Source organism: Pseudomonas sp. TSO6 (genome assembly GCF_056098905.1).
This window is the reverse complement of the sequence record NZ_JBLZWV010000026.1, coordinates 77,955-95,524: the sequence shown is the minus strand read 5'-3', so window position 1 is coordinate 95,524 and position 17,570 is coordinate 77,955. Positions and strand designations below refer to the sequence as shown.

The 17,570-nt window shown below is 63.2% G+C and carries 17 protein-coding genes; 3 read left to right on the top strand and 14 right to left on the bottom strand.

What is annotated here, in order from left to right; genetic code table 11:
* Positions 1-27: 27 nt before the first annotated feature.
* The 9 genes from ACN6NG_RS10195 to ACN6NG_RS10155 all read right to left on the bottom strand — a co-directional run bounded on the left by ACN6NG_RS10195 (position 28) and on the right by ACN6NG_RS10155 (position 7,540).
* Positions 28-2,034 (bottom strand): DUF3363 domain-containing protein, encoded by a 2,007-nt coding sequence (locus ACN6NG_RS10195; protein ID WP_474313786.1) that lies wholly within the window; start codon positions 2,032-2,034, stop codon positions 28-30.
* Positions 2,035-2,482: 448 nt separating this feature from the next.
* A complete protein-coding gene (locus ACN6NG_RS10190) occupies positions 2,483-3,082 on the bottom strand; it encodes a S26 family signal peptidase (protein WP_474313784.1) in 600 nt (199 codons plus the stop codon).
* Positions 3,079-3,609: a DUF2840 domain-containing protein gene (locus ACN6NG_RS10185; protein ID WP_463531440.1), complete on the bottom strand. Its 531-nt coding sequence runs from the start codon at positions 3,607-3,609 to the stop codon at positions 3,079-3,081. The genes ACN6NG_RS10190 and ACN6NG_RS10185 overlap by 4 nt, the downstream gene beginning before the upstream one ends.
* Positions 3,610-3,620: 11 nt before the next feature.
* Complete coding sequence (locus ACN6NG_RS10180; RefSeq protein ID WP_198833932.1) at positions 3,621-3,908, bottom strand: chromosome partitioning protein ParB; 288 nt, start codon at positions 3,906-3,908, stop codon at positions 3,621-3,623.
* A complete protein-coding gene (gene parA / locus ACN6NG_RS10175; protein ID WP_198833954.1) occupies positions 3,905-4,543 on the bottom strand; it encodes a ParA family partition ATPase in 639 nt (212 codons plus the stop codon). Before parA ends, ACN6NG_RS10180 begins: the two co-directional genes overlap by 4 nt.
* Before the next feature lie 289 nt (positions 4,544-4,832).
* A complete protein-coding gene (locus tag ACN6NG_RS10170) occupies positions 4,833-5,681 on the bottom strand; it encodes a replication initiator protein A (protein WP_198833931.1) in 849 nt (282 codons plus the stop codon).
* A gap of 26 nt (positions 5,682-5,707) precedes the next feature.
* Complete coding sequence (locus tag ACN6NG_RS10165; protein WP_014995090.1) at positions 5,708-5,989, bottom strand: helix-turn-helix domain-containing protein; 282 nt, start codon at positions 5,987-5,989, stop codon at positions 5,708-5,710.
* A gap of 75 nt (positions 5,990-6,064) precedes the next feature.
* Positions 6,065-6,871: a DUF2285 domain-containing protein gene (locus tag ACN6NG_RS10160; RefSeq protein WP_339519189.1), complete on the bottom strand. Its 807-nt coding sequence runs from the start codon at positions 6,869-6,871 to the stop codon at positions 6,065-6,067.
* 321 nt (positions 6,872-7,192) lie between these two features.
* The gene (locus ACN6NG_RS10155; RefSeq protein WP_339519191.1) at positions 7,193-7,540 is read right to left on the bottom strand and encodes a DUF2958 domain-containing protein; all 348 of its coding nucleotides are present in this window, start codon (positions 7,538-7,540) and stop codon (positions 7,193-7,195) included.
* Positions 7,541-7,805: 265 nt separating this feature from the next.
* Here ACN6NG_RS10155 and ACN6NG_RS10150 point away from each other — a divergent pair, with 265 nt between their 5' ends.
* A complete protein-coding gene (locus tag ACN6NG_RS10150) occupies positions 7,806-8,096 on the top strand; it encodes a helix-turn-helix domain-containing protein (RefSeq protein WP_034018414.1) in 291 nt (96 codons plus the stop codon).
* A 52-nt stretch (positions 8,097-8,148) separates the two neighbouring features.
* Complete coding sequence (locus ACN6NG_RS10145; RefSeq protein WP_474313783.1) at positions 8,149-9,660, top strand: hypothetical protein; 1,512 nt, start codon at positions 8,149-8,151, stop codon at positions 9,658-9,660.
* Positions 9,661-9,699: 39 nt separating this feature from the next.
* Here ACN6NG_RS10145 and ACN6NG_RS10140 read toward each other — a convergent pair whose 3' ends face one another.
* The 4 genes from ACN6NG_RS10140 to ACN6NG_RS10125 form a co-directional block, all read right to left on the bottom strand.
* On the bottom strand, positions 9,700-10,014 hold the full coding sequence (locus ACN6NG_RS10140; RefSeq protein WP_198833927.1) for a DUF736 domain-containing protein: 315 nt from the start codon (positions 10,012-10,014) through the stop codon (positions 9,700-9,702).
* 776 nt (positions 10,015-10,790) lie between these two features.
* On the bottom strand, positions 10,791-11,000 hold the full coding sequence (locus ACN6NG_RS10135; RefSeq protein WP_474313782.1) for a hypothetical protein: 210 nt from the start codon (positions 10,998-11,000) through the stop codon (positions 10,791-10,793).
* A gap of 60 nt (positions 11,001-11,060) precedes the next feature.
* Positions 11,061-13,145: a ParB/RepB/Spo0J family partition protein gene (locus ACN6NG_RS10130; protein ID WP_474313780.1), complete on the bottom strand. Its 2,085-nt coding sequence runs from the start codon at positions 13,143-13,145 to the stop codon at positions 11,061-11,063.
* Positions 13,146-13,226: 81 nt separating this feature from the next.
* Complete coding sequence (locus ACN6NG_RS10125) at positions 13,227-14,054, bottom strand: DUF932 domain-containing protein (protein WP_339519198.1); 828 nt, start codon at positions 14,052-14,054, stop codon at positions 13,227-13,229.
* A 724-nt stretch (positions 14,055-14,778) separates the two neighbouring features.
* Between ACN6NG_RS10125 and ACN6NG_RS10120 the strand changes: the two genes are divergently transcribed.
* The gene (locus ACN6NG_RS10120) at positions 14,779-15,870 is read left to right on the top strand and encodes a DUF3800 domain-containing protein (protein ID WP_474313779.1); all 1,092 of its coding nucleotides are present in this window, start codon (positions 14,779-14,781) and stop codon (positions 15,868-15,870) included.
* 39 nt (positions 15,871-15,909) lie between these two features.
* Here ACN6NG_RS10120 and ACN6NG_RS10115 read toward each other — a convergent pair whose 3' ends face one another.
* A complete protein-coding gene (locus ACN6NG_RS10115) occupies positions 15,910-17,511 on the bottom strand; it encodes a hypothetical protein (protein ID WP_474313777.1) in 1,602 nt (533 codons plus the stop codon).
* Positions 17,512-17,570 lie beyond the last annotated feature (59 nt).

Sequence of the window (17,570 nt, the reverse complement as noted above, 5' to 3'; positions counted from 1 at the left end):
TCCAAGCCGACATCGGCACGCAACGCCCTATGCTATTGATGCTCCTCTTTGTCGGGCAACATCCCATGTCACCCCGTTGGCATGGGCTGTTGCGGCAATCTGCTGTCCAATTCTTTGCTCAATCACTGGTTTCCACGGCACCAGGCTGAAGCCCTTTCCGTCATCAAGCAACGCGTAGCGCCCGCTCGCCAGTATTAAGGAGCGACTGTATATCCCGGCAACGCGCTGACCGTCGACGACGGGCCGATGCTCCTGTCCGGTGTCGGCGGCAATGTCCTTGGCGGCTTGCATCAGTTCCCGATTGCGCAGCGTGCCAAGCAGATTCTTGGCGAGGATCACGCGCTGCCCGCGCCGCTGGGCCAGCCCCTGTTCGGCCAGGAAGTCGGCGCGCTGCTGCAGGGTGTTCTTGACCTCCCCGCCAAAGCCTATGTCTCCCAGCCCCTTACCGCCACCGATCAACTGCTGATCCAGCCAGGTTGCGCCGATCACGCGGGCCTGCCGCTCGATCGGTAGATGCGATTTCAGCTCGACGGCGACGCCGCCCAGTCGCTGCGCGTCGTACTGTCGGCCTCGCTCGGCCAGGTCGTCCGGCACTTTCCATAGGCCATCGGCCAGGCGCTCCACGATGCTGGCCCGGCGCAGGGCTTCCAGTCGGCGGACGTGGGCCGCGACGACTTCCTGCGGGTCGCGGCCAGGCTTGACTCTGCCATGCTCGATTGCCAAGTGATGGTCGGTACGGTACAGGCCATCGCTCGACAGCGCGGCAATACTCCTGTCGGCCGCCCGCACCTCGGCTGAGCCGCGTACCTCCACCACGGCTCCGGTGGGATAGTTCGCCAGCTCGTCGCGGGCGTTCAGTGCGACGTAGTGGGCTTTACCGTCCACCCCGTCGATGACCAGATAGCCGCGGTCGTGCAGCTCGTCGGCCAGCCCCTTGGCAGCGACGCGGCCGACAATGGTGCGGCCGCTTCCACTGGCATCCTTGCCCGGCTCGAACACCGCCAGTTCGCGCGTCTGACCGCTCATGGCCCGCTGCATGGTGCGGATGATGTCGCCACGCTCGCCCAGTGCGCGCAAGGTCTTCTCGGCATCGGAATGAATGGCCCAGATGCCTGGCTGCATTTCGTCGGCCAGGCCAAGGCGTTGCAAGCGTTGCAGGCGGCCGATCAGCAGCAGGCGCTGGCGTTGCAGCCGAGGTTCGTTGAAGCGTCCGATCTGCACCCGGCCATCCTCGTCGACCTCGCGTTGCAGCGTCCGGTCGAGGCTCGTCCACCGCTCTTGCTCCACTTCGCGCTGCAAGGTTTGCTTGATCTCCAGCTCGGTGCGCGGCCCCAGCCATTCGGTCGCCAGTTCGGCGGCCCGATAGCGGAACCCGTGAGCGATATAGTCGCCCGCGATGATGAGGTCTTTGCCGGTGTCGTCGTACCCGCGCACTATCAGGTGGGTGTGCGGGTTGTCGGTGTTCCAGTGATCGACCGCCACCCAGTCCAGCCGCGTCCCCAGGTCGGCTTCCATGCGGTTCATCAGGTGCCGGGTGTAGATGCGCAGGTCGTCCAGCTCGGGGCCGTCCTCCGGGGAGACGATGAAGCGGAAATGGTGCCGGTCGTCGGCGGCCCGCTCCTTGAACGCATCCAGGTCGGCATCGTCGGTCTGCGGCCCGTAGGCCCGGCCCGGTTCGCAATCGCGGCCCGCGCCGTCGCGCTCGATGTAGCGCAGATGTTTCGCCAGCGAATGGGGGCTGGCGTTGCGCTGATTGACCAGCAGCGTCTTGATGGTCACGCGCCGCGACATGGGCGTCAGCTTCGCGCCCGCGAAACGCGCCGCCGTGTGGCCGCGCCCAAGCCGTGAACCGGGGCGCTGGCCAGCGCGTGCGCCGCTGCCGCCGGTTGCGGAATGGCGCTTCGAGGACTTGCCGCTGCTGGCCTTGCCGGCCTGCTTGAGCACCTTGGAAACGAAGCTCTGGCCCTGGCCTTTGCCCCGGTTTTTCGGGGCGCTCGGGCGCACGCGGAAATCGTCGTCGCGGTGGTCGGTCATGGCCGCGCTCCCTGCAAGCTCTGGCGTGTCCTGTCGTGCGAAGCACGGGGACATGCCTGCATTGGCGCGGGCCTCGCGCCCCAAGCGGCACGGTGGCGAAGCCGCTCCGTGCCGCGCCACCCCCATGTGCAGACTGGCTTTCGACGCGGCCCGGTGCCGCGTCCTTTTGTCTTGCCTTCCACCTTTGCCCCTCGCTGTCGCTCAGGGCATCGGCGGCCCGGCGGTGCTGCACTGCTTGCAGCCCGCCCGCCGGCGAACGCGCCGATGGCCGCAGGCCAGGCACGTTCGAGGCAAGACGCCTGCACGCTGGACGGCTGCGCCGGATGTTGCGCGTCGTGCGGTGCGGATGCGCTCGCACGACACGCGCGACGACACGGCGACGGCCTGCAAGATGACATGCCCGATGGCACGATGAGATGCACGGTAACGTGCAGCGAATCGGAGGCCATCATGGGCGTGTCTCCAGCCAGACCGGATGCGCAATGCCGATCACGGCGGTCGCGCTGACCGGGCCGAAATACCGGCTGTCGAACGATGCAGGATTCGTCACGCTCAGCAGGAACAGCTCGCCTGGTTCTAGACGGCGGCAAAGCTGCCAGGATGGCAACGGTCGGCCAAGCCGATCGGCGGGCAGCACGGCGGCCATCGGCACGCCGTCGATGAGTACCTGACCGGCGACGATGCAAATGTGTTGTGGTGCGACAGCGCCCACACGTTTGAGCAGAGGAATGTGGGCTGGCAGGTAGCCACGCTGCGCAGCGAGTGTGGCAGCTTCAGCAGGCAATCGGGTCAGGACGATGCTGTCCACGGACAAGGGACGTGGCAGCGAGCCGGTGTCGTGGCGCAGCGGATCGACGCGATACCAGCCGACCGAAACACTGTCGGACGGGTTGTAGATCAGGCGCGGCAGCGGCTGCACGAAAGCCGCCCAGGCCAGCGCAGCGAGGCCGACGACGGCGAAGCCCGCCAGCAGGATGCGAGCGCGCAGGCGCGAGCGAGGATGCGGCGCGGCTTCGGGCGTGCGCGCGGCGGTGGAATGAGCGGTCATGGCAGCGCCCTCCCGGCCAGCCAGGCGGCGTGCCGCTCCGCGGTGTATTCGGGCAGCGGCAAATGCGCGGCGAGCCTGTTGGCGAGCGTGCGCCAGTACGCGGGCGACACGTCGATGGCAGCGATACCCAGCGCCTCGATGCCGTCGATGCGTTCCAGCACGGCGCGCACACTGGCGTCACCTTCGGCATGCAGCAGCAGGCACGCGCCTGGCTGCACGCCGGGGATGCGCTGCACGGCATCAAGCGGTGTAGCAGCCTGCATCACCATGAGCTGCCAGCGGATCGTGCCGTAGTCGTTGGCCTGCCAACGAACGCGGCAGAGGATTGCACCCGGCAAGAACATGGCACAGCGCCGCCAGCGATCGAGCTGGAGCGTGCGCGCTGGTTCGCCGAAGCGCAGGTAGAGCTTGAAACGCGGTTCGATGTAGGCGAGCGATACGCGCATCAACGGCGCGCTGCTAGGCTGGCTGGACGGTGCAGCGTGCACAGCCGTGATCGCGATGGCGGGCGGTGCGGTAGCAGACAATGCGGATGTGGTCATGGCGTGTTCTCCCTGCGGTGTTCTGGAAACTCGCGCTCCAGCAAACCGCGCAGCAGGTCGGCCACGGTCACGCCTTGCGTGAAGGCCGACACCTTGATACGTGCCCGCATGGCAGGCGTGATGTCGAGGGTCAGGCGCGCGGTGTAGAGGTCGCACTTGTTGAGCGCATCGGCGTCGCCTTGGCGAATCCACGCCTCGGCGTGCGGATTGGCGGGCGGACGCGCGCCGATGCCGACCCGCTTGGCCGGGCGTTTGCCGTTGGGTGGGTTGCTGTTGTCGCTCATGACGGCCACCGCAGCAGCTCATCGACCAGCGCGGTGATTTCCTGCGCTGCAGCGCTATCGGGAGCCGTCTCCCGCACCAATCGCCCCGCAGTCACGCTATCGGCAAAGACGATGCGCTGACGCACCTCGCTGCGCAGCGCTGGCAACGGCTGTTCGGCCAAGGCTTGCCGTGCTTCGCGCCCGATCACCGTGGTACTGACGCGCCGGTTGATGACGAAGGCCGCGCGCAGCGCAGGCCGGAACACCTGCGCCTCGCGGATCAACGCCACCATCTCGGCACTGGCCCACAGGTCGTAGGGGCTGGGCTGCACCGGGATCAGCACCCGTTCGGCCGCCAGCAGCGCGGAGCGCGCCAAGGCGGCAATCCTGGGCGGCCCGTCGATGATGACGTGATCGGCGCGGCGGGCCAGCTCTGGTGCTTCCTGGTGCAGCGTCTCGCGTGCAAGGCCCACGGCGCTGAACAGCCGGGGTAAGCCTTGCTGGCTTCTGCGCTGCGTCCAGTCCAGCGAGGAACCCTGCGGGTCGGCGTCCAGCAGCACGACGTGCTGACCACGCATCGCCAGCTCGCCCGCGATGTGGGTGGCGAGCGTGGTCTTGCCGACACCGCCTTTCTGGTTGAGCAAGGCGACGATCATGGCGCGGCCCTCCAGCTTGGAAGGCCGGACTGTTTTTGCCGTGCCGAACGGGGTGGTTTGTGCGGCTTTTCCTGGCTGGTTTTTCGGCCTGCGGTAGTTGTCCACCGCAATGCTGCTTCTCTACCAATAGTTAGAGAATTTAAGTTAGTAATGTTAGAGGGATCGCAAACCCGCGCCGTTACTGGCTTTCCGGCGTTTTCGTACTCCTGATAGCACGATAGGCGTACTCCTGATAGCACGACACCTCTTACTCCTGATAGCACGACCCCATCCACAGCTTGTCCCGCTGTTATCCCCGTGCCGTCTGCGGCACGGGCCGAAAGGTCAGCAATTCCATGTCGTCCTCGGGAATCCGCACGATGCCCAGCTCGTATCCCGGCAGCGATTGCCGGGTGACCAGCGCCCGCAGGTCGTAGGCGAAATCCGAAAACCGAGTGCTGCTGCCCGACTTGCGGTGCAGATGCCGGAAGTCGAACTGCCAGCCATATTCCTGCCTGCCGCCATGCTTGCGCACCAGGCGGTACAGCCAGCGCTCGATGCCGCCCGTGAGTCGGAAGTACGTCGGGTCGATGGTCAGCACTAGGGCGGCGTCCAGCACGCCCGCATAGAACCAGTCCGGCAGGATCAGCTCGATGCCCAACGGCGTGCCGTTGGCATCGGCCAGCTCCTTCCACTCGTTGATCCACGAAAAGCGGTGCAAGCGCCTTCCCGTCGTTTCGCGGATGGACGTGGCTACCGTGGTCGATTGCAGTCGGTCGAGCGCGGCCTTGAGACGCTGGTAGTCGCGCAGCGACTTGCCGCGCCCGATGAAGCGCAGGATCTCGTAGGGCGTGGCCTGCATCCGCCGGGACGGCTGGATGCCCGCGTCCTTGGCTTCGACGATCTGGCTGGCCGCCCAGATCAGGATGTCGGCATCCCAGATGGTGGCAATACCATGCTCCTGCGTGCCTTCCACGCGGATGGTGATGTTGCCGCTGCGGAAGTCGATCGGCGCGGTGCGCCGCGACTTCGCCAGCGAGAAGAACGGATAGGCCATCAAGTCCTGGGCATCGCGCGGTGCCATGTCCTCGCCCGGCAGTGCTCGGAACAGGTCGAGCTGTTCGCGCTGCTGCAAGGCGTGCCCTGGTGGGCGGGACATGGCGATGGACACCGGCGATGCGCCGATCAGCGCGCACGACTGTCAGCCGAGTGGTGCTCGGCATATTCAGGATCGGAAGTGGTCTCGAAGCTGCGCGTTTCCGCCCAGGCATCGAGGTCGGCCACGGCGTACATGACGCGGCGACCGAACTTTCGAAACTTCGGGCCACCACCGATGACGCGCTGTTTCTCCAGCGTGCGCGGTGACAGGCGCAGGTAATCGGCGGCCTCATCGTTGGTGAGATAGCGTTGGGGTTGTGCGGGTGTGGCAACGGGAGCGGCGGCAGGCCGCAAGGGAGCAGGTCGCATGGGATGGTCCTCCATCAAGCCCGGCCACACAGCGCAGCCGGATAGAGGCAGTCTCAAGAAACTTGGGACTCTTGCTCAGGGACGTTCTGCAGGGGATGCGAAACGTCCCCCCTCATGCGAAGTGACAGCCGGAAGCTGTGCCAGACGGCGATAGCCGCCGCGCATCAGCCTATCGCCTCGGCGTACCAGTCGCCGCACGCGGGCGCGCAAAGCACTGTCGGCGTGCCAGTCGGCGGTAACGGCATCCACACCAAACAGCCCTTCGGCGACTTCGCGCAAGGACGCGCCCGCCAGGGTCGCGTCCAGCGCCTGAAGCGTGTGCAGTTCCAGCAATGCGGACAGCGGCGGACGTGGCCGGACGGTCGCCGCAGGTACGGCGCCGGCGGCTACGGCGATCTTGTTCAATTCGCTCGCCAGGGCCGCATAGCGTTCGCAAGGCGCGGCGCAGGCCCGGATTGCATAGACGTAAGCCATGCCATCGGCCAAGTCTGGCGCGAGCACGAAACGCAGGCAGCAGCCGGGCCAGCGCGCCACCAGCACCAGGCGCTTGCCGTCATGGATCAGATGTTTGTGGCCCGGCAGCTTCCAGAACTCAAAACACAGCGCATCGGGCGGCGGATCTGCATCCGGGTAGAGCTGCACCACGGCATCGTGATCGGGAAACCAGGCCGGGTGCGCGTCCCGCGCATCCAAGGCGTGATCTTCCAGCAGGCGCAGCCCCCAGCTCTTGGCAGCATCCGGTTGGCGACGACGGCGCAGCCAGTCGCGCCGGTAGTCAGGATGGCGGCGCAGGTACTCCCAGGCCAGCGCCGGGCCATCGAGGTGCAGAACGTAGAGATATGCCGCCGTGGCATACCACGGCTCGGCACTGCGATCAGCCATAAGGCAACCTCCCTGTGCTGGGGATGCGTCGCCACAGCGAAACGGCGTGCTACGAGGCCATCGTCAAAACGTCATGGGTGAAGCGTAAACTGGCAGTGTCAAGACCGATGAACTCCGATGCGCTGCTGAAATCGTCCGAGTGCGACGGCGGCAATGCACTCCAATGGCATGCCGCGTCGGTCAGCTTGCCGCAGCCCGCGCCAGGCATCATGACCGTTTCGATCTGGCACGCACCGCTACGGTGCAACACTGCCGATTCAGACCGAACGGGTCACAGACCAGACCGAAATAGACACAATGCGCCTCGCTTCGCGGTGGCATTCAATCGTTTATCGAGCCGTTGTCTTCGGCCAGTCGCAGGTATTCCGACAGCCGCCGCACTGGCTGGAAATAGCGATCCCGTATCACGGGCTGCTGACGCGGCCCGACGATGGCGGCTAGGTCGGACAGCTTCACCGTTCCCAGCGCAGGCATGCCAATCCCCAAGTCGATCAGGCCGTGGGCAGTATCGCCATTGGCTGGGTCGAGCGAGGCTAGCAGCCAGGTAGCGTGAGCATCTGGCGTGAACAGGCGCACCACGGGCAGGGGGTCGGTGTCCTGCCCGGCAGCGCGGGCCTGGCCGTTGGACAGCAGGCGCGTGCGCTCGTCGGCGGTGATGAGCGGAGTCATGGCTGTACGTCCACAGACTCGCAGAGCAGCAGCGGCACTTTCACGCCTTCCAACGAAAGCACCAAGGCGCAACCCCACGTATCCGCAGAGACGTAGAAGCACGAAGGCACATGCACGGAAGTCAGGAAAGACACGGATCAGGCTCTCCGCTTTTGAAGAAAGCCGCAAATGCGGATTTCAGTAAAGGCACAAAAACAGGTGAGATTGGATGAATGAGTTAAATATAACGTGGTTTTAATTGTGCTGCGAATCGACGCTTCTGTCTATGCAGAAGCGAACCGTCCAGCGCGGCCGACCGGCCGGCTCCACCACCTTCGACGCCGAGCTGGCCCAGGCCTTCGGCGCGGCGGTGCGCGCACTGCGGGTCGAGCAAGGCGTGGCGCAGGAAACCTTGGCACATCAAGCCGGTATCGAGCGTTCTCACATGGGCAAGATTGAGCGCGGCGAACACATGCCCACGCTGGCGATTATTTTCAAGATCGCGCGTGCGCTGGGGCTCAGCGTCGCCCACTTGATGGGGGCCGTTGAAGAAGTCCTGGGCGAAGTGCCTAATTGACTCTGCATCGCATAGCTTCGCTTGGCGTGGTGCAACTTTGGAAAGGAACTCAATGGCGAAGACATGCATCGTGTGCGGACAGGCCGCAGGCTCTGGGGAGCACGTTTTTCCGGCGTCTCTTGGAGGCCGGCGGGTCAACTCTGGCATCTATTGCCCCAAGCACGACAACAGCTATTCGGGTCTCGTCAATGAGATTGCCGAGCAGCTCGACTTCCTCAATGCATACTTGGGCGTTCGGCCGGATCACTCCAAGCACCCCAAAACTGCCTATGGCGAGCACACGCTGACGGGAGAGACCGTTTCGATCTCTGCCAAGGAGATCAAATTCACGAAGCCCCGCGTCATCTCCCGCACCGCAGTTGGCGAAGGTGAAGAGTTGCATCTGGCATTTCCCAACCAGCAGTCCGTCAAACAGTTCGCAAAAAAGATGGAGGACGATGGACATGAATGGATGCCCTTGTCGAAGCCGTCCACTCGACCGTACATCACGGGTTCCATTCACCATAAGCGCAAATTTGGCGGTGCCTGTGGTCTGGGTGCCATCGCGTACATGACGCAGACATTCTTTGCTCAGGAGTTTCCGGAGGTCGCTCGATCAGGGGCGCTTTCTAACTTCATCGACTACACGCAAGCTATCGCCAAGGTCGCAGCGCTGGGCGGCTGCGAGCAGCAGCCGGAAGAACGCGAGGAACTGATCAAGGCACGCGCAGCAGTGACGGCTGCGCTGGAGCTCTTCGGAGGCATGGCGCCGACCTGGTGGGATTTCAGCCCGCCCGCCGGAGCATGCGCCAACAAGTTTGAATTTGGGCATCGAGTGACGGTTGGTATTGATGGCTTCGACGGCCAAATCTACGGCCGTGTCGCGCTGTTCTCCACTTTAACCTTTGCCGTACACCTGGGCAAGGCACCGCAGGGTTCCGCCACGCGAGAAGTGACCGTGGACATTGATCCTCTCGCGGAGCATCCGCCACACGATATCGGCAAACATCAGGTGCTCTCAGCGCTAGGCCGCGTTCAAGTGCCGGAACACTCTACCGAAGGGCTTGCGAATGCGCTCGCCGACGGCACGCAACAGCGTGCATTCGCAAACCTGCTGGAACGCTTGGAAGAACATCAACTCCTCAAACTGGCTCGCACCATGAGTATGGCGCTCGCGCCATGTTCCACCTTGTCGCCATTTGAAGCGCGAACACTGATCGAAAAGGAACTTGACCAACAACCACAGCAAATTTGGCGCTTGGTCACTTTTGTCGTTGAAGGCTTACGGGCGAAAATGGTCAAAGACGGCATGGAAAGCATTACCCCAGTGCTCGATAACCTGATTGCGTATGACGCTCAATCAGCAAGCGGTCTATCGCAGCATGCCGAGGCCACGTTGGCCCTGGCCAAAGCCGCATTAGTTGCACAGATGGAGCAAGACTGCGCAGCAGGCGGACTCCATGAGGAACGCATTGCGGAACTCATGGGCAGAGGCCCTGGCCTTTATGCCGTGGGGCAGTTGGTGCTGGCCCCTGTCTTGCAGGTGTTTAGTGAATCCGCTCACCCCAATGAAGTGAGCAGGTAAGCCAAGCGCCTCGCCATAGTGGTCGAGGCGCTGAGGTGGTTACGCCGCCTTGGGCTTGCTGCGCGACCAGATCAGGTCGTGTGCGCCGTCCTCGCCTTCGATCAGGCGGGCATAAACCGTTGCAGGGAACGAAGGATCGTCCAGGGTCACGGACACATAAGGGCGTCCGGCCTCGCTGGTCTTTTTCCACGCTGCTCCGATGTCGTGGCTGGCTGCTTGCAGGCGGTAGTCGGGAGCGTTCTCGTTGTCGCCCTTGTCGTTGGGAACCAGCTTGACCTTGACGTTGAGCGTCAGGGTGCGAAGCGAGCCGGTGAAGCCGTCTTTCTCTGCGGTGAAGGTGCCGATATTAGCCATGATGATTTCTCCTTTCGGGTTGAACAAGGTCGCGCCAGTGCGTCCTTGTTGTGATCCGTCCGGTGGGGGATGGGCTGGCCGCACTGCAGATCGGTCGCAACAACGTGGAGAACCTGGAGGCGAAAAGAATTTGTCCCGCGAGGAATGCGCGCAGCGCAGGGGAAATTGTTTTCGCTGCAAGGTTGCGGCCATGAAGCCCAAGGCGCAGCCGCGCCACCCCCAGGATTCACGACAAGACAAGGACGCACGGGCCGCCCGCTCCCGAATGGAAACATGGCCGACTCGGCATCCTCGCATGACAACTTCACCGGCTTGTTCCCTGACGCGGCCAGGTCAATGCCCCAGCAACAAGGTACGAGCGCTCCTGCCACAACTTGCGGCCACATGCTTGATGCGTGGCGTGGAAGCTCCAAATCGAGGCCAGGTGGCGTGTCGGTGAACCGTCCTTCGTGACGTACAGGCAACGAACCGCCAGCGTCGAGCACGGCACGCTTTCGTGCAACCTGCCGCAACAAGCCGGGGCGTAGCGCCACAAGCGCCGCCCATTGCGGCGAGGTGCTGTCGGAATGTCGGCGGCGCGTGCGCCGCTGCACTTGCATGGCTTCAATGGCTTTTGTGCACAAGGCGACTTGTGCGCGGTCCCTTTGCCGCCTGACCGAAGGCGGTAAAGGGGCGTTTTGGCTTTGAGCCTTGAAACCGGGCGCGGCCACCGCCGCGCCCGGATTTTTGGTATTCCCCGCGCCCAAGACGGAACGGCTTGGGCGCGGGGCTGCTCCCTATTCTTTGGTTTCGATGATCCACCACACGGCACGCGGCAGGGCGCGGCCCGTGACGGGGTGCCGGTCGGTCAGGTCGGCGCGGGCTGTCCAGCCGCGAGGCGGGCGGTAGCCGCGCACGTCGCCATCGCCATGCCGACGGCGAGCGCGTACCGTGCCGGGGGCGTAGGTCACGGCCATGCGTGGGCGGCTCGTGGTGTTGTGGCTCATGGGGGAATCCTCGGCATGAAAGCGCCCCGGCCGGAACCGGGGCGCTATCTGTGTGCGGGGTCAAGCGGCCAGTGCCTCCGCCTGCGTCTGCTCATCCGCCACGGCGGCGACTTCCTCCGGTGCTTCGGCTGCCTCGTCCGTCACCACCTCCTGCACGGTCTGCTGCGTGGCTTCGGCGGCGAAGATGGCAGGCATCCAGCCGGTGCCATCGGCCAGCCGTTCGGCTTCGCTGGCAATGTCGCCTTTTTTCAACTTCGCCAGCCGGGTGACATGCTGCGGTGCGAATTCGCCCACGGCTTCCAGAATCGCGACCTTCGGCACATGCTGGAAATAGCCGTCTGCGGTCGGTTGCCACCATGCCGCCATGTCCAGCGCCACGGCGTGCGCCAGTTCGGCGCCCGGCTGGTGCTGCGTGGCGCGGGGCGTCACCACATCGACCGTCGATGCCACGCATACGGCCAGCAGGCGCACCAGTTCATCCTGCGGCTTCGCCAGCAGTGCGGCGAACAGTTCGGCGCTGTCCTGCGGCAAGGCTTCACCCGCTACTTGTTGCAGTTCGCGCAGTGCCACGGCGGCGGGCGATTCCGGCCAATCCGGGGCCATGCCTTCCAGCCGATCTTGCTGGGTCAGCTTCACACCCAGCGGCAGATCGTGGCCGTAGTGGCTGCCTTGCAAGACAGCCTGCACCATGCCATGCACCAGTGCGGCCAGCGCCACCTGCGGATGCCGGGCCACTTCGATTTGCAGCGCGGCGGTACGGTGGGCGCTCAAGCGTTGCGCCAGCCGGTCGGACATGGCGGCGGGCTTAGGGGCGTCGTCGGTTTCCTCGCCGGTGTCGTCGTTCCTGGCTTCGCCCTCGCTGCCGAAACCTTGCCGCAGCCGTTCAAGCGTGCGCAGTGCCTTGGCCTCGGCTTCGCGCAGCAGGCCACGATGAATCACGGCCTCGCCGTTGCGGTCGATGGTGACGATGGCACCGGCGGCAGCTTTGACGGCTTCCCCGTAGTCCTGCAAGCCATCTTCCAGCGCCTGCAACTGTTCGCCCAGGCATTCGCCTTCTTCCTGCAAGGCGTCGGCCTTTTCTTCATCGTCGGCGTCCAGGGCTGCATCCACGGCCTCGGCCAGCGCCTGCATCTTGGTTTGCAGCTTCTCGATGCGTTGGGCTTCACGCTTGTTCGGGCTGCGGCGCTGTCTCGGGGCGCGCTGGAAGGCTTGCAGGTCGGCATGGGTCGTGCCGGGGGTGGCATCCACCCATGCCCAGCCTTCGGCCTTCACCTTGGCGGCAAGGCTGGCCAGCTTGTCCTGCGCCAGTCGTTCCAGCAGCGTGGCATCGGTCAGATACACGCCGCTATCGGCTTCCGCGAACAGATCGCGGCGGGTGCCACCGCCTGCAGCCTCGTAGGTGTCCAGCCCAACGAAGCGCACCAGCGGGTGCCGGTGGGAGTCAATCTCGCGCTCGGTCAGGCGGTCGCGCAGGTTATGCGGGCTGCGCTGCCATGTCGGCGCATCGTAGAACGCGGCTTCCTGCGCGGTGTGATCGTCGGTGATGGCAAGAGCCATCAACTGGTCAAGGCTCACGGCCTCGGCCCGGTAGTCGGCAAGCAGGCGCGGCGACACGTTGGCGAGTTTCAGGCGGCGCTGCACCACCAGCGGCGTGACGCTGAAATCTGCGGCAATGTCCTCGATGGGACGGCCTTCGGCCACCAGCGCGGCAAATGCCTCGAACTGGTCGGCGGGGTGCATGGCTTCACGCTGCACGTTCTCGGTCAGGCTGGCGGTGCGGGCGGTGCCATCGGCCACCAGCAGGCAAGGCACATCCCATTCTTTGCTGATGCGGCGCTTCTTCGCCAGCAGCTTGAGGGCGGCAAGGCGACGGCCTCCGGCCACGACTTCGTAACGCTCACCGTCAGCGGTCGCGGTCACGATCAGGTTTTGCAGCAGGCCGACACGCTGGATGCTGGCGGCGAGTTCGGGAATCGACATGCGCAGGGTCTTGCGCACGTTGCAGCCCGTGGGGCGCGATACCAGCCGCGACAGCGGCACAAGAATCAGATTCTTGCTCGGGTCGGCGGCTTCCAGCAGCACGGCAGGCGAGGCGCTGGCTGCGGCGTGGATGGCTTGGGCTTCGGTGTGGTTGATGGCGTTCATAGTGAAAACTCCTTGCGATGATGGAATGCAGCAGCGAATAACGCGGCAAGGGTTGCTGCCTGCCCCTGCCGCGCAGGGGAATCAGGCTTTCAACTGGCGCAGGCCATCGGCCAGCAGCCACAGGGCGCGATTGAGGCGGATATCAGAATCAATGCCCTGCACCGGGCGGGTCTGCTGGCGGCGTCCGTTGGCGCTGCGCCCATGCAATCCGCCTTTGGTCAGGTTCTCTTGGGTGCGGTTGAACACGCTCCACAAGTCCGGGCGGCGATCGTCGAAACGGCGCGGCATCAGGATTTGCGATTCGGTGATGGGTGTGGGCTTGTCCGGGTCGTCGTACTTGAGCGACAGCGCGGCGCGGGCGAACACTTCGGCCTCGCCTTCGTCCAGCGTGATAGCGCGCATGGCATCGCGGGAATCCTTCACCCGGTCGAAGCCGCGCAAGACTTCGTAAGCGCCTTCGATGACGTGCCCGGAAACGTCTCCTTTGTGGGGTACGCGCACATCGGCCACGGTGTCGCCGCAAACGAGGCCATTGCTGCAAACGAAGCGGAACATTCCGGCTAGCATCTGATAGCTGCTCGTGCCGTCATGCGAATTCAGCAACACGATTTCATTGGCTTCCGTTCCGTTGATCTGGCTGGCGTGCCGCAGGCGCAGCATGTGTTTCGTGTGCTCGCGCTTGCCTTCGTCGCGCACGCGGGTTTGCGTCACCATGAAAGGCTGGAAACCTTCTTTGCGAAGCTCGGCCAGCACGGCGGCGGTGGGGATGTAGGCGTACCGCTGCGAACGGCTCTCATGCGGGGCATCCGCGAAGATGGACGGGGCCACGCGCTGGATTTGATCGTCGGACAGCGGGGTGTCGCTGCGCAGCGACGGCGAACGGGAAGCGAAACGAGATGCGAGTTGCATGGCTTTTTCTCCTGACAAAGAAAGGGTTTGCTGTTCACCCGCACCGGATTCCAAGATTCGGAGCCCAGCCTTTCGGCTGTTCGGTGCGGTCGGCACGAGGAACCCGGTTGGCCCTGTTGCCACCGTCTTTCCTGAGTTCATCGCCCGCGGCCAAATGAGCGCGCGGACGGGGGCCGTCAAGGAGACAAGCGCAGGGTTGGTGCGGCCCGCAGGCGCAGCCGAGGACACGGCCCTGCGCGCCTTGACGGCACACGGGAGCGGGCTACGGTCGCGGGTAAGGTGATGAAGTCAGGGGAGACGGCTGGACAAGGCAACGGCCATCCCTGTGTGCCGACCGCACGCAAGCGAAGCGCGCAGGCCCGAAGCTGGAAGCCGGGCCGTAGGCGTCAGCCGAGCGGAGCGAGGGAACGATGGAAGCCCGTCAGGGGCGAGACTCGCGCAGCGAGGCTCGATGCGCAGCACGACAGCGCGACCGGCCATGCTTCTGGGCCGGGGACGCCCATGATTCAACGGATCAGCAGGCTTTTGGGCACACTGTGATCAAAGAGTCGTTCTTGCAACTTCAACGGGACATTGACGTTCCGCAGAGGTGGCAGGAAGACACCAACGGCCGCCAGCCCCAGGAAAGGCGCAAACGCGCCCATCCCCTAACACTAAGGTCGAGCGCGCGTTCAGAATGCGCTATACATCCGAAGACGAATCACTCCAGGGACAGCATCGAAACATGACCACCGTCTATATTGATGAAAGCGGCCACAGCGGGGACATGATCAACAGCGGCAATGCTTACGACTTCAAGGGCCAGCCCTACTTTGCCCTAGCCGGCATTGGTCTTGAGGACGGTCATGACTGGGAAGATCGCATCAATGAGCTACGAAGCCGTCACCGCATTCCTGCTGGCGAACTCAAGTCCAAGTCGCTGACAGCCAAGCCAAGATTCTCGGCCGAAGTCATCAATGGATTGCTCGATCAACGCGCTCCGCTTTTCATCGAGGTGGTCGACAAGCGCTTCTTTATCTGCACCAGCATCACCTCGTTCCAACTCTTGCCAGCATGCCTTGGCTATACCGAGTCGGTGAAGCTCCACTTCATCAAGAACACGGTGGCAGACTTCCTGTACTTCCACGCGTCCGAACGCGTCCTCGATACATTCGTCGCCTCGTGCCTGGCGCCGGGTGACGGGACGCTCCGCGCCTCATTCGCCGTGCTGCGCGACATGGCCACAGATCGGGGCTATACCGGATCGGCCGTGCAAATCGCGGAAGGCATTGCCCACATGGTGCAGGAGGCTGAAGCCGAATACGACGAGCAACGTGTTAACGGTGGCGAGGCTTGGTCGCGGTTTCTTCCGCCCCCCGACCTTAACAAACATGCGAAACAGGTCTGGATGTTGCCGAACATGACGTCATTCACGAGCATCTACGCCAGGATGAATCGTTATTACAGCAGGCGCTTGGCCGGCATCCGCTTGGTACACGACCAGCAATTGGAGGTGGAGAACATTCTGCGCCAGGGAAAAATGACGGCCGAAAACCTGTGCCACTTCGTGGATCTGCCCTACACCCCGCAGTCTGACTACCGGTTCGAGGAGGAAGCCAGCATCGAGTTTGCGCAGTCGCATGAGGCCATCGGCGTGCAGTTGGCCGACATCGTCGCGGGCACCGTGATGCGCTACTTTCGCGACACGGACGCCGGCACACCCGTGTCGAGCGAACTGCGCGAAGCCATGATGCGGCTCATTGACGAGAGCGATGAACGAAGGGGCTATGGCCTTAATCAAGTCGTAGCCACTGCCAACGTCCGGCATGCCGAATAAGTGAATCAGCCGCGATGACCGCCCCCGTGCGGCGAAGCGTCAAGGCAGCGAGGCGTCCAGCGCAGTTTTGAAGGTGGACGCGTTGTCCCGCAGAACGTGATCCAGATTTCCGAATACATTACGAAGCTCCTGCCGGTAAGCGTCCTTTGTAGGCAAATCCGATCCGACGATCACGGCCTTCAGGAATGACGCGGCTACATCGGCCATCCTTGGATCGCTCTGGAGCCTTACATAACTGCGAATAGCGATTTCCAGCAGATGCGTCTTGAATGACGCCGATAGCTTCTCACTCGGAATGATGTGTTGCAGCATCGCCCCCATTACCTTGGTGGCTTGCTTGGAGATGTAGTGGCAATCGAAATCAACGGCACAACGGGTTGCCTGTGGGATTTCGGAATCATCCATTCGCGCGCACTGCTCAGCCCAATCCGTAGCAACGCCAACCAGGCGGCCGAGAAGGTAGTGAAATGGCGTTGGCCACTCCAGATAGGCCCCGTCGTCGGATACGCCAGACATTTGCTTGAGGATCTTTTCGGCGAAGTCGTCAAAATAGTGCAGCCACATATGGTCTTGCAACCCCTGGTGGATGCCTTCGTGCACCATGATTTCAAAGAGAGTGATACCTGAATTGATTGGACAGCGAAACCGCCCCACCTCTTGGTAGGAGCCCAATGGTTCGTTGAGCTTTTCGGCCAAATGCTTGTCTTCGTCCAATCGACGGCGTACAGAATCACCTATCGCAGCCTCCACGTCGTTCTTTACCGCCATCGCTGCATCGGCGAAGAAAAAACGAAGTAGCCGATTGCTTTCCGGCAGGTAAAGACGGCTTCCGCCATTGAGGTTCTGATTGTTCTTCAGCTCAACGTAGAGGCGGCTTCCCGTGGCGTCCAACAGCGCGTCGATGTACTGCGCAATAAAGTCAGAACGTATCGCTTCGTCCGCTTCCAGAAGCTTGAGGCAGAAATGTGGGTGTGCCTGCGCCAGGTGAACGGTTAACTCAGGCGAGGTGACCAGATTCAACAGGATCTCCCGGGCTTGTAAGCTGGCCTGATCTCGCTCTGCACATCTGGATTTCAATGTGTGCAGAGAACGGCGCCACTGCTTGCGCCATGCTGAACGAGGTTTGGGGGGCTCCCGGCGCAAGAGTGCCGCCAGTTCATCCTTGGAATTACCCGCGTTGTTAATCCAGCGCACCAGCCAAGACTGTTGCCGGGTTAGGGAAATAAGAGTGGGCAGTTGGGGTTCGACCAGCAATACCAGTTCGCCATAGCGCTTGGTGAGGTGCAAGTTTTCGATCAATTCACGAAAGACGTGAACTCGCCCTCGGGCCAGCTTCGGAAAGCGTGTTCGCCAAAAGAAATACAGTGCCACCGAGAGCAGCAGCAGATACACCGCGCTGGAACTGTCGAACCCCCATTTCCAAGGTCCCAAGCTGTAGTACAGCCCAAGTTGCTCCAAGACCGGGGCGTACATCAGGTAGTGGACAAGAAAAAACACCGATCCACCCACGACCCAATCCACCCATGTCGTGCAGAAGCGAAGCCGGAGCCGATTAGTGGGAGAGATGAGCGCCCACACAGCGGCGATGACTCCCAATATGGTGAGCAGGCCAGTAGTGTCTATAGGAGCGGAGGTCGTCATCGGAGCTATTGCATCCTTCCGTTGGTCAATGGGATCGCACCCAAGTGCAATTTGCGTTC

Bases quoted from the DNA above. Each gene is read 5' to 3' on its own strand.
- ACN6NG_RS10135 (WP_474313782.1), bottom strand. From the start codon at position 11,000: ATGAGCCACAACACCACGAGCCGCCCACGCATGGCCGTGACCTACGCC.
- ACN6NG_RS10155 (WP_339519191.1), bottom strand. From the start codon at position 7,540: ATGACTCCGCTCATCACCGCCGACGAGCGCACGCGCCTGCTGTCCAAC.
- parA (WP_198833954.1), bottom strand. From the start codon at position 4,543: ATGATCGTCGCCTTGCTCAACCAGAAAGGCGGTGTCGGCAAGACCACG.
- ACN6NG_RS10170 (WP_198833931.1), bottom strand. From the start codon at position 5,681: ATGTCCCGCCCACCAGGGCACGCCTTGCAGCAGCGCGAACAGCTCGAC.
- ACN6NG_RS10190 (WP_474313784.1), bottom strand. From the start codon at position 3,082: ATGACCGCTCATTCCACCGCCGCGCGCACGCCCGAAGCCGCGCCGCAT.
- ACN6NG_RS10145 (WP_474313783.1), top strand. From the start codon at position 8,149: ATGGCGAAGACATGCATCGTGTGCGGACAGGCCGCAGGCTCTGGGGAG.
- ACN6NG_RS10115 (WP_474313777.1), bottom strand. From the start codon at position 17,511: ATGACGACCTCCGCTCCTATAGACACTACTGGCCTGCTCACCATATTG.
- ACN6NG_RS10120 (WP_474313779.1), top strand. From the start codon at position 14,779: ATGACCACCGTCTATATTGATGAAAGCGGCCACAGCGGGGACATGATC.
- ACN6NG_RS10165 (WP_014995090.1), bottom strand. From the start codon at position 5,989: ATGCGACCTGCTCCCTTGCGGCCTGCCGCCGCTCCCGTTGCCACACCC.
- ACN6NG_RS10130 (WP_474313780.1), bottom strand. From the start codon at position 13,145: ATGAACGCCATCAACCACACCGAAGCCCAAGCCATCCACGCCGCAGCC.
- ACN6NG_RS10140 (WP_198833927.1), bottom strand. From the start codon at position 10,014: ATGGCTAATATCGGCACCTTCACCGCAGAGAAAGACGGCTTCACCGGC.
- ACN6NG_RS10195 (WP_474313786.1), bottom strand. From the start codon at position 2,034: ATGACCGACCACCGCGACGACGATTTCCGCGTGCGCCCGAGCGCCCCG.
- ACN6NG_RS10150 (WP_034018414.1), top strand. From the start codon at position 7,806: ATGCAGAAGCGAACCGTCCAGCGCGGCCGACCGGCCGGCTCCACCACC.
- ACN6NG_RS10160 (WP_339519189.1), bottom strand. From the start codon at position 6,871: ATGGCTGATCGCAGTGCCGAGCCGTGGTATGCCACGGCGGCATATCTC.
- ACN6NG_RS10125 (WP_339519198.1), bottom strand. From the start codon at position 14,054: ATGCAACTCGCATCTCGTTTCGCTTCCCGTTCGCCGTCGCTGCGCAGC.
- ACN6NG_RS10180 (WP_198833932.1), bottom strand. From the start codon at position 3,908: ATGAGCGACAACAGCAACCCACCCAACGGCAAACGCCCGGCCAAGCGG.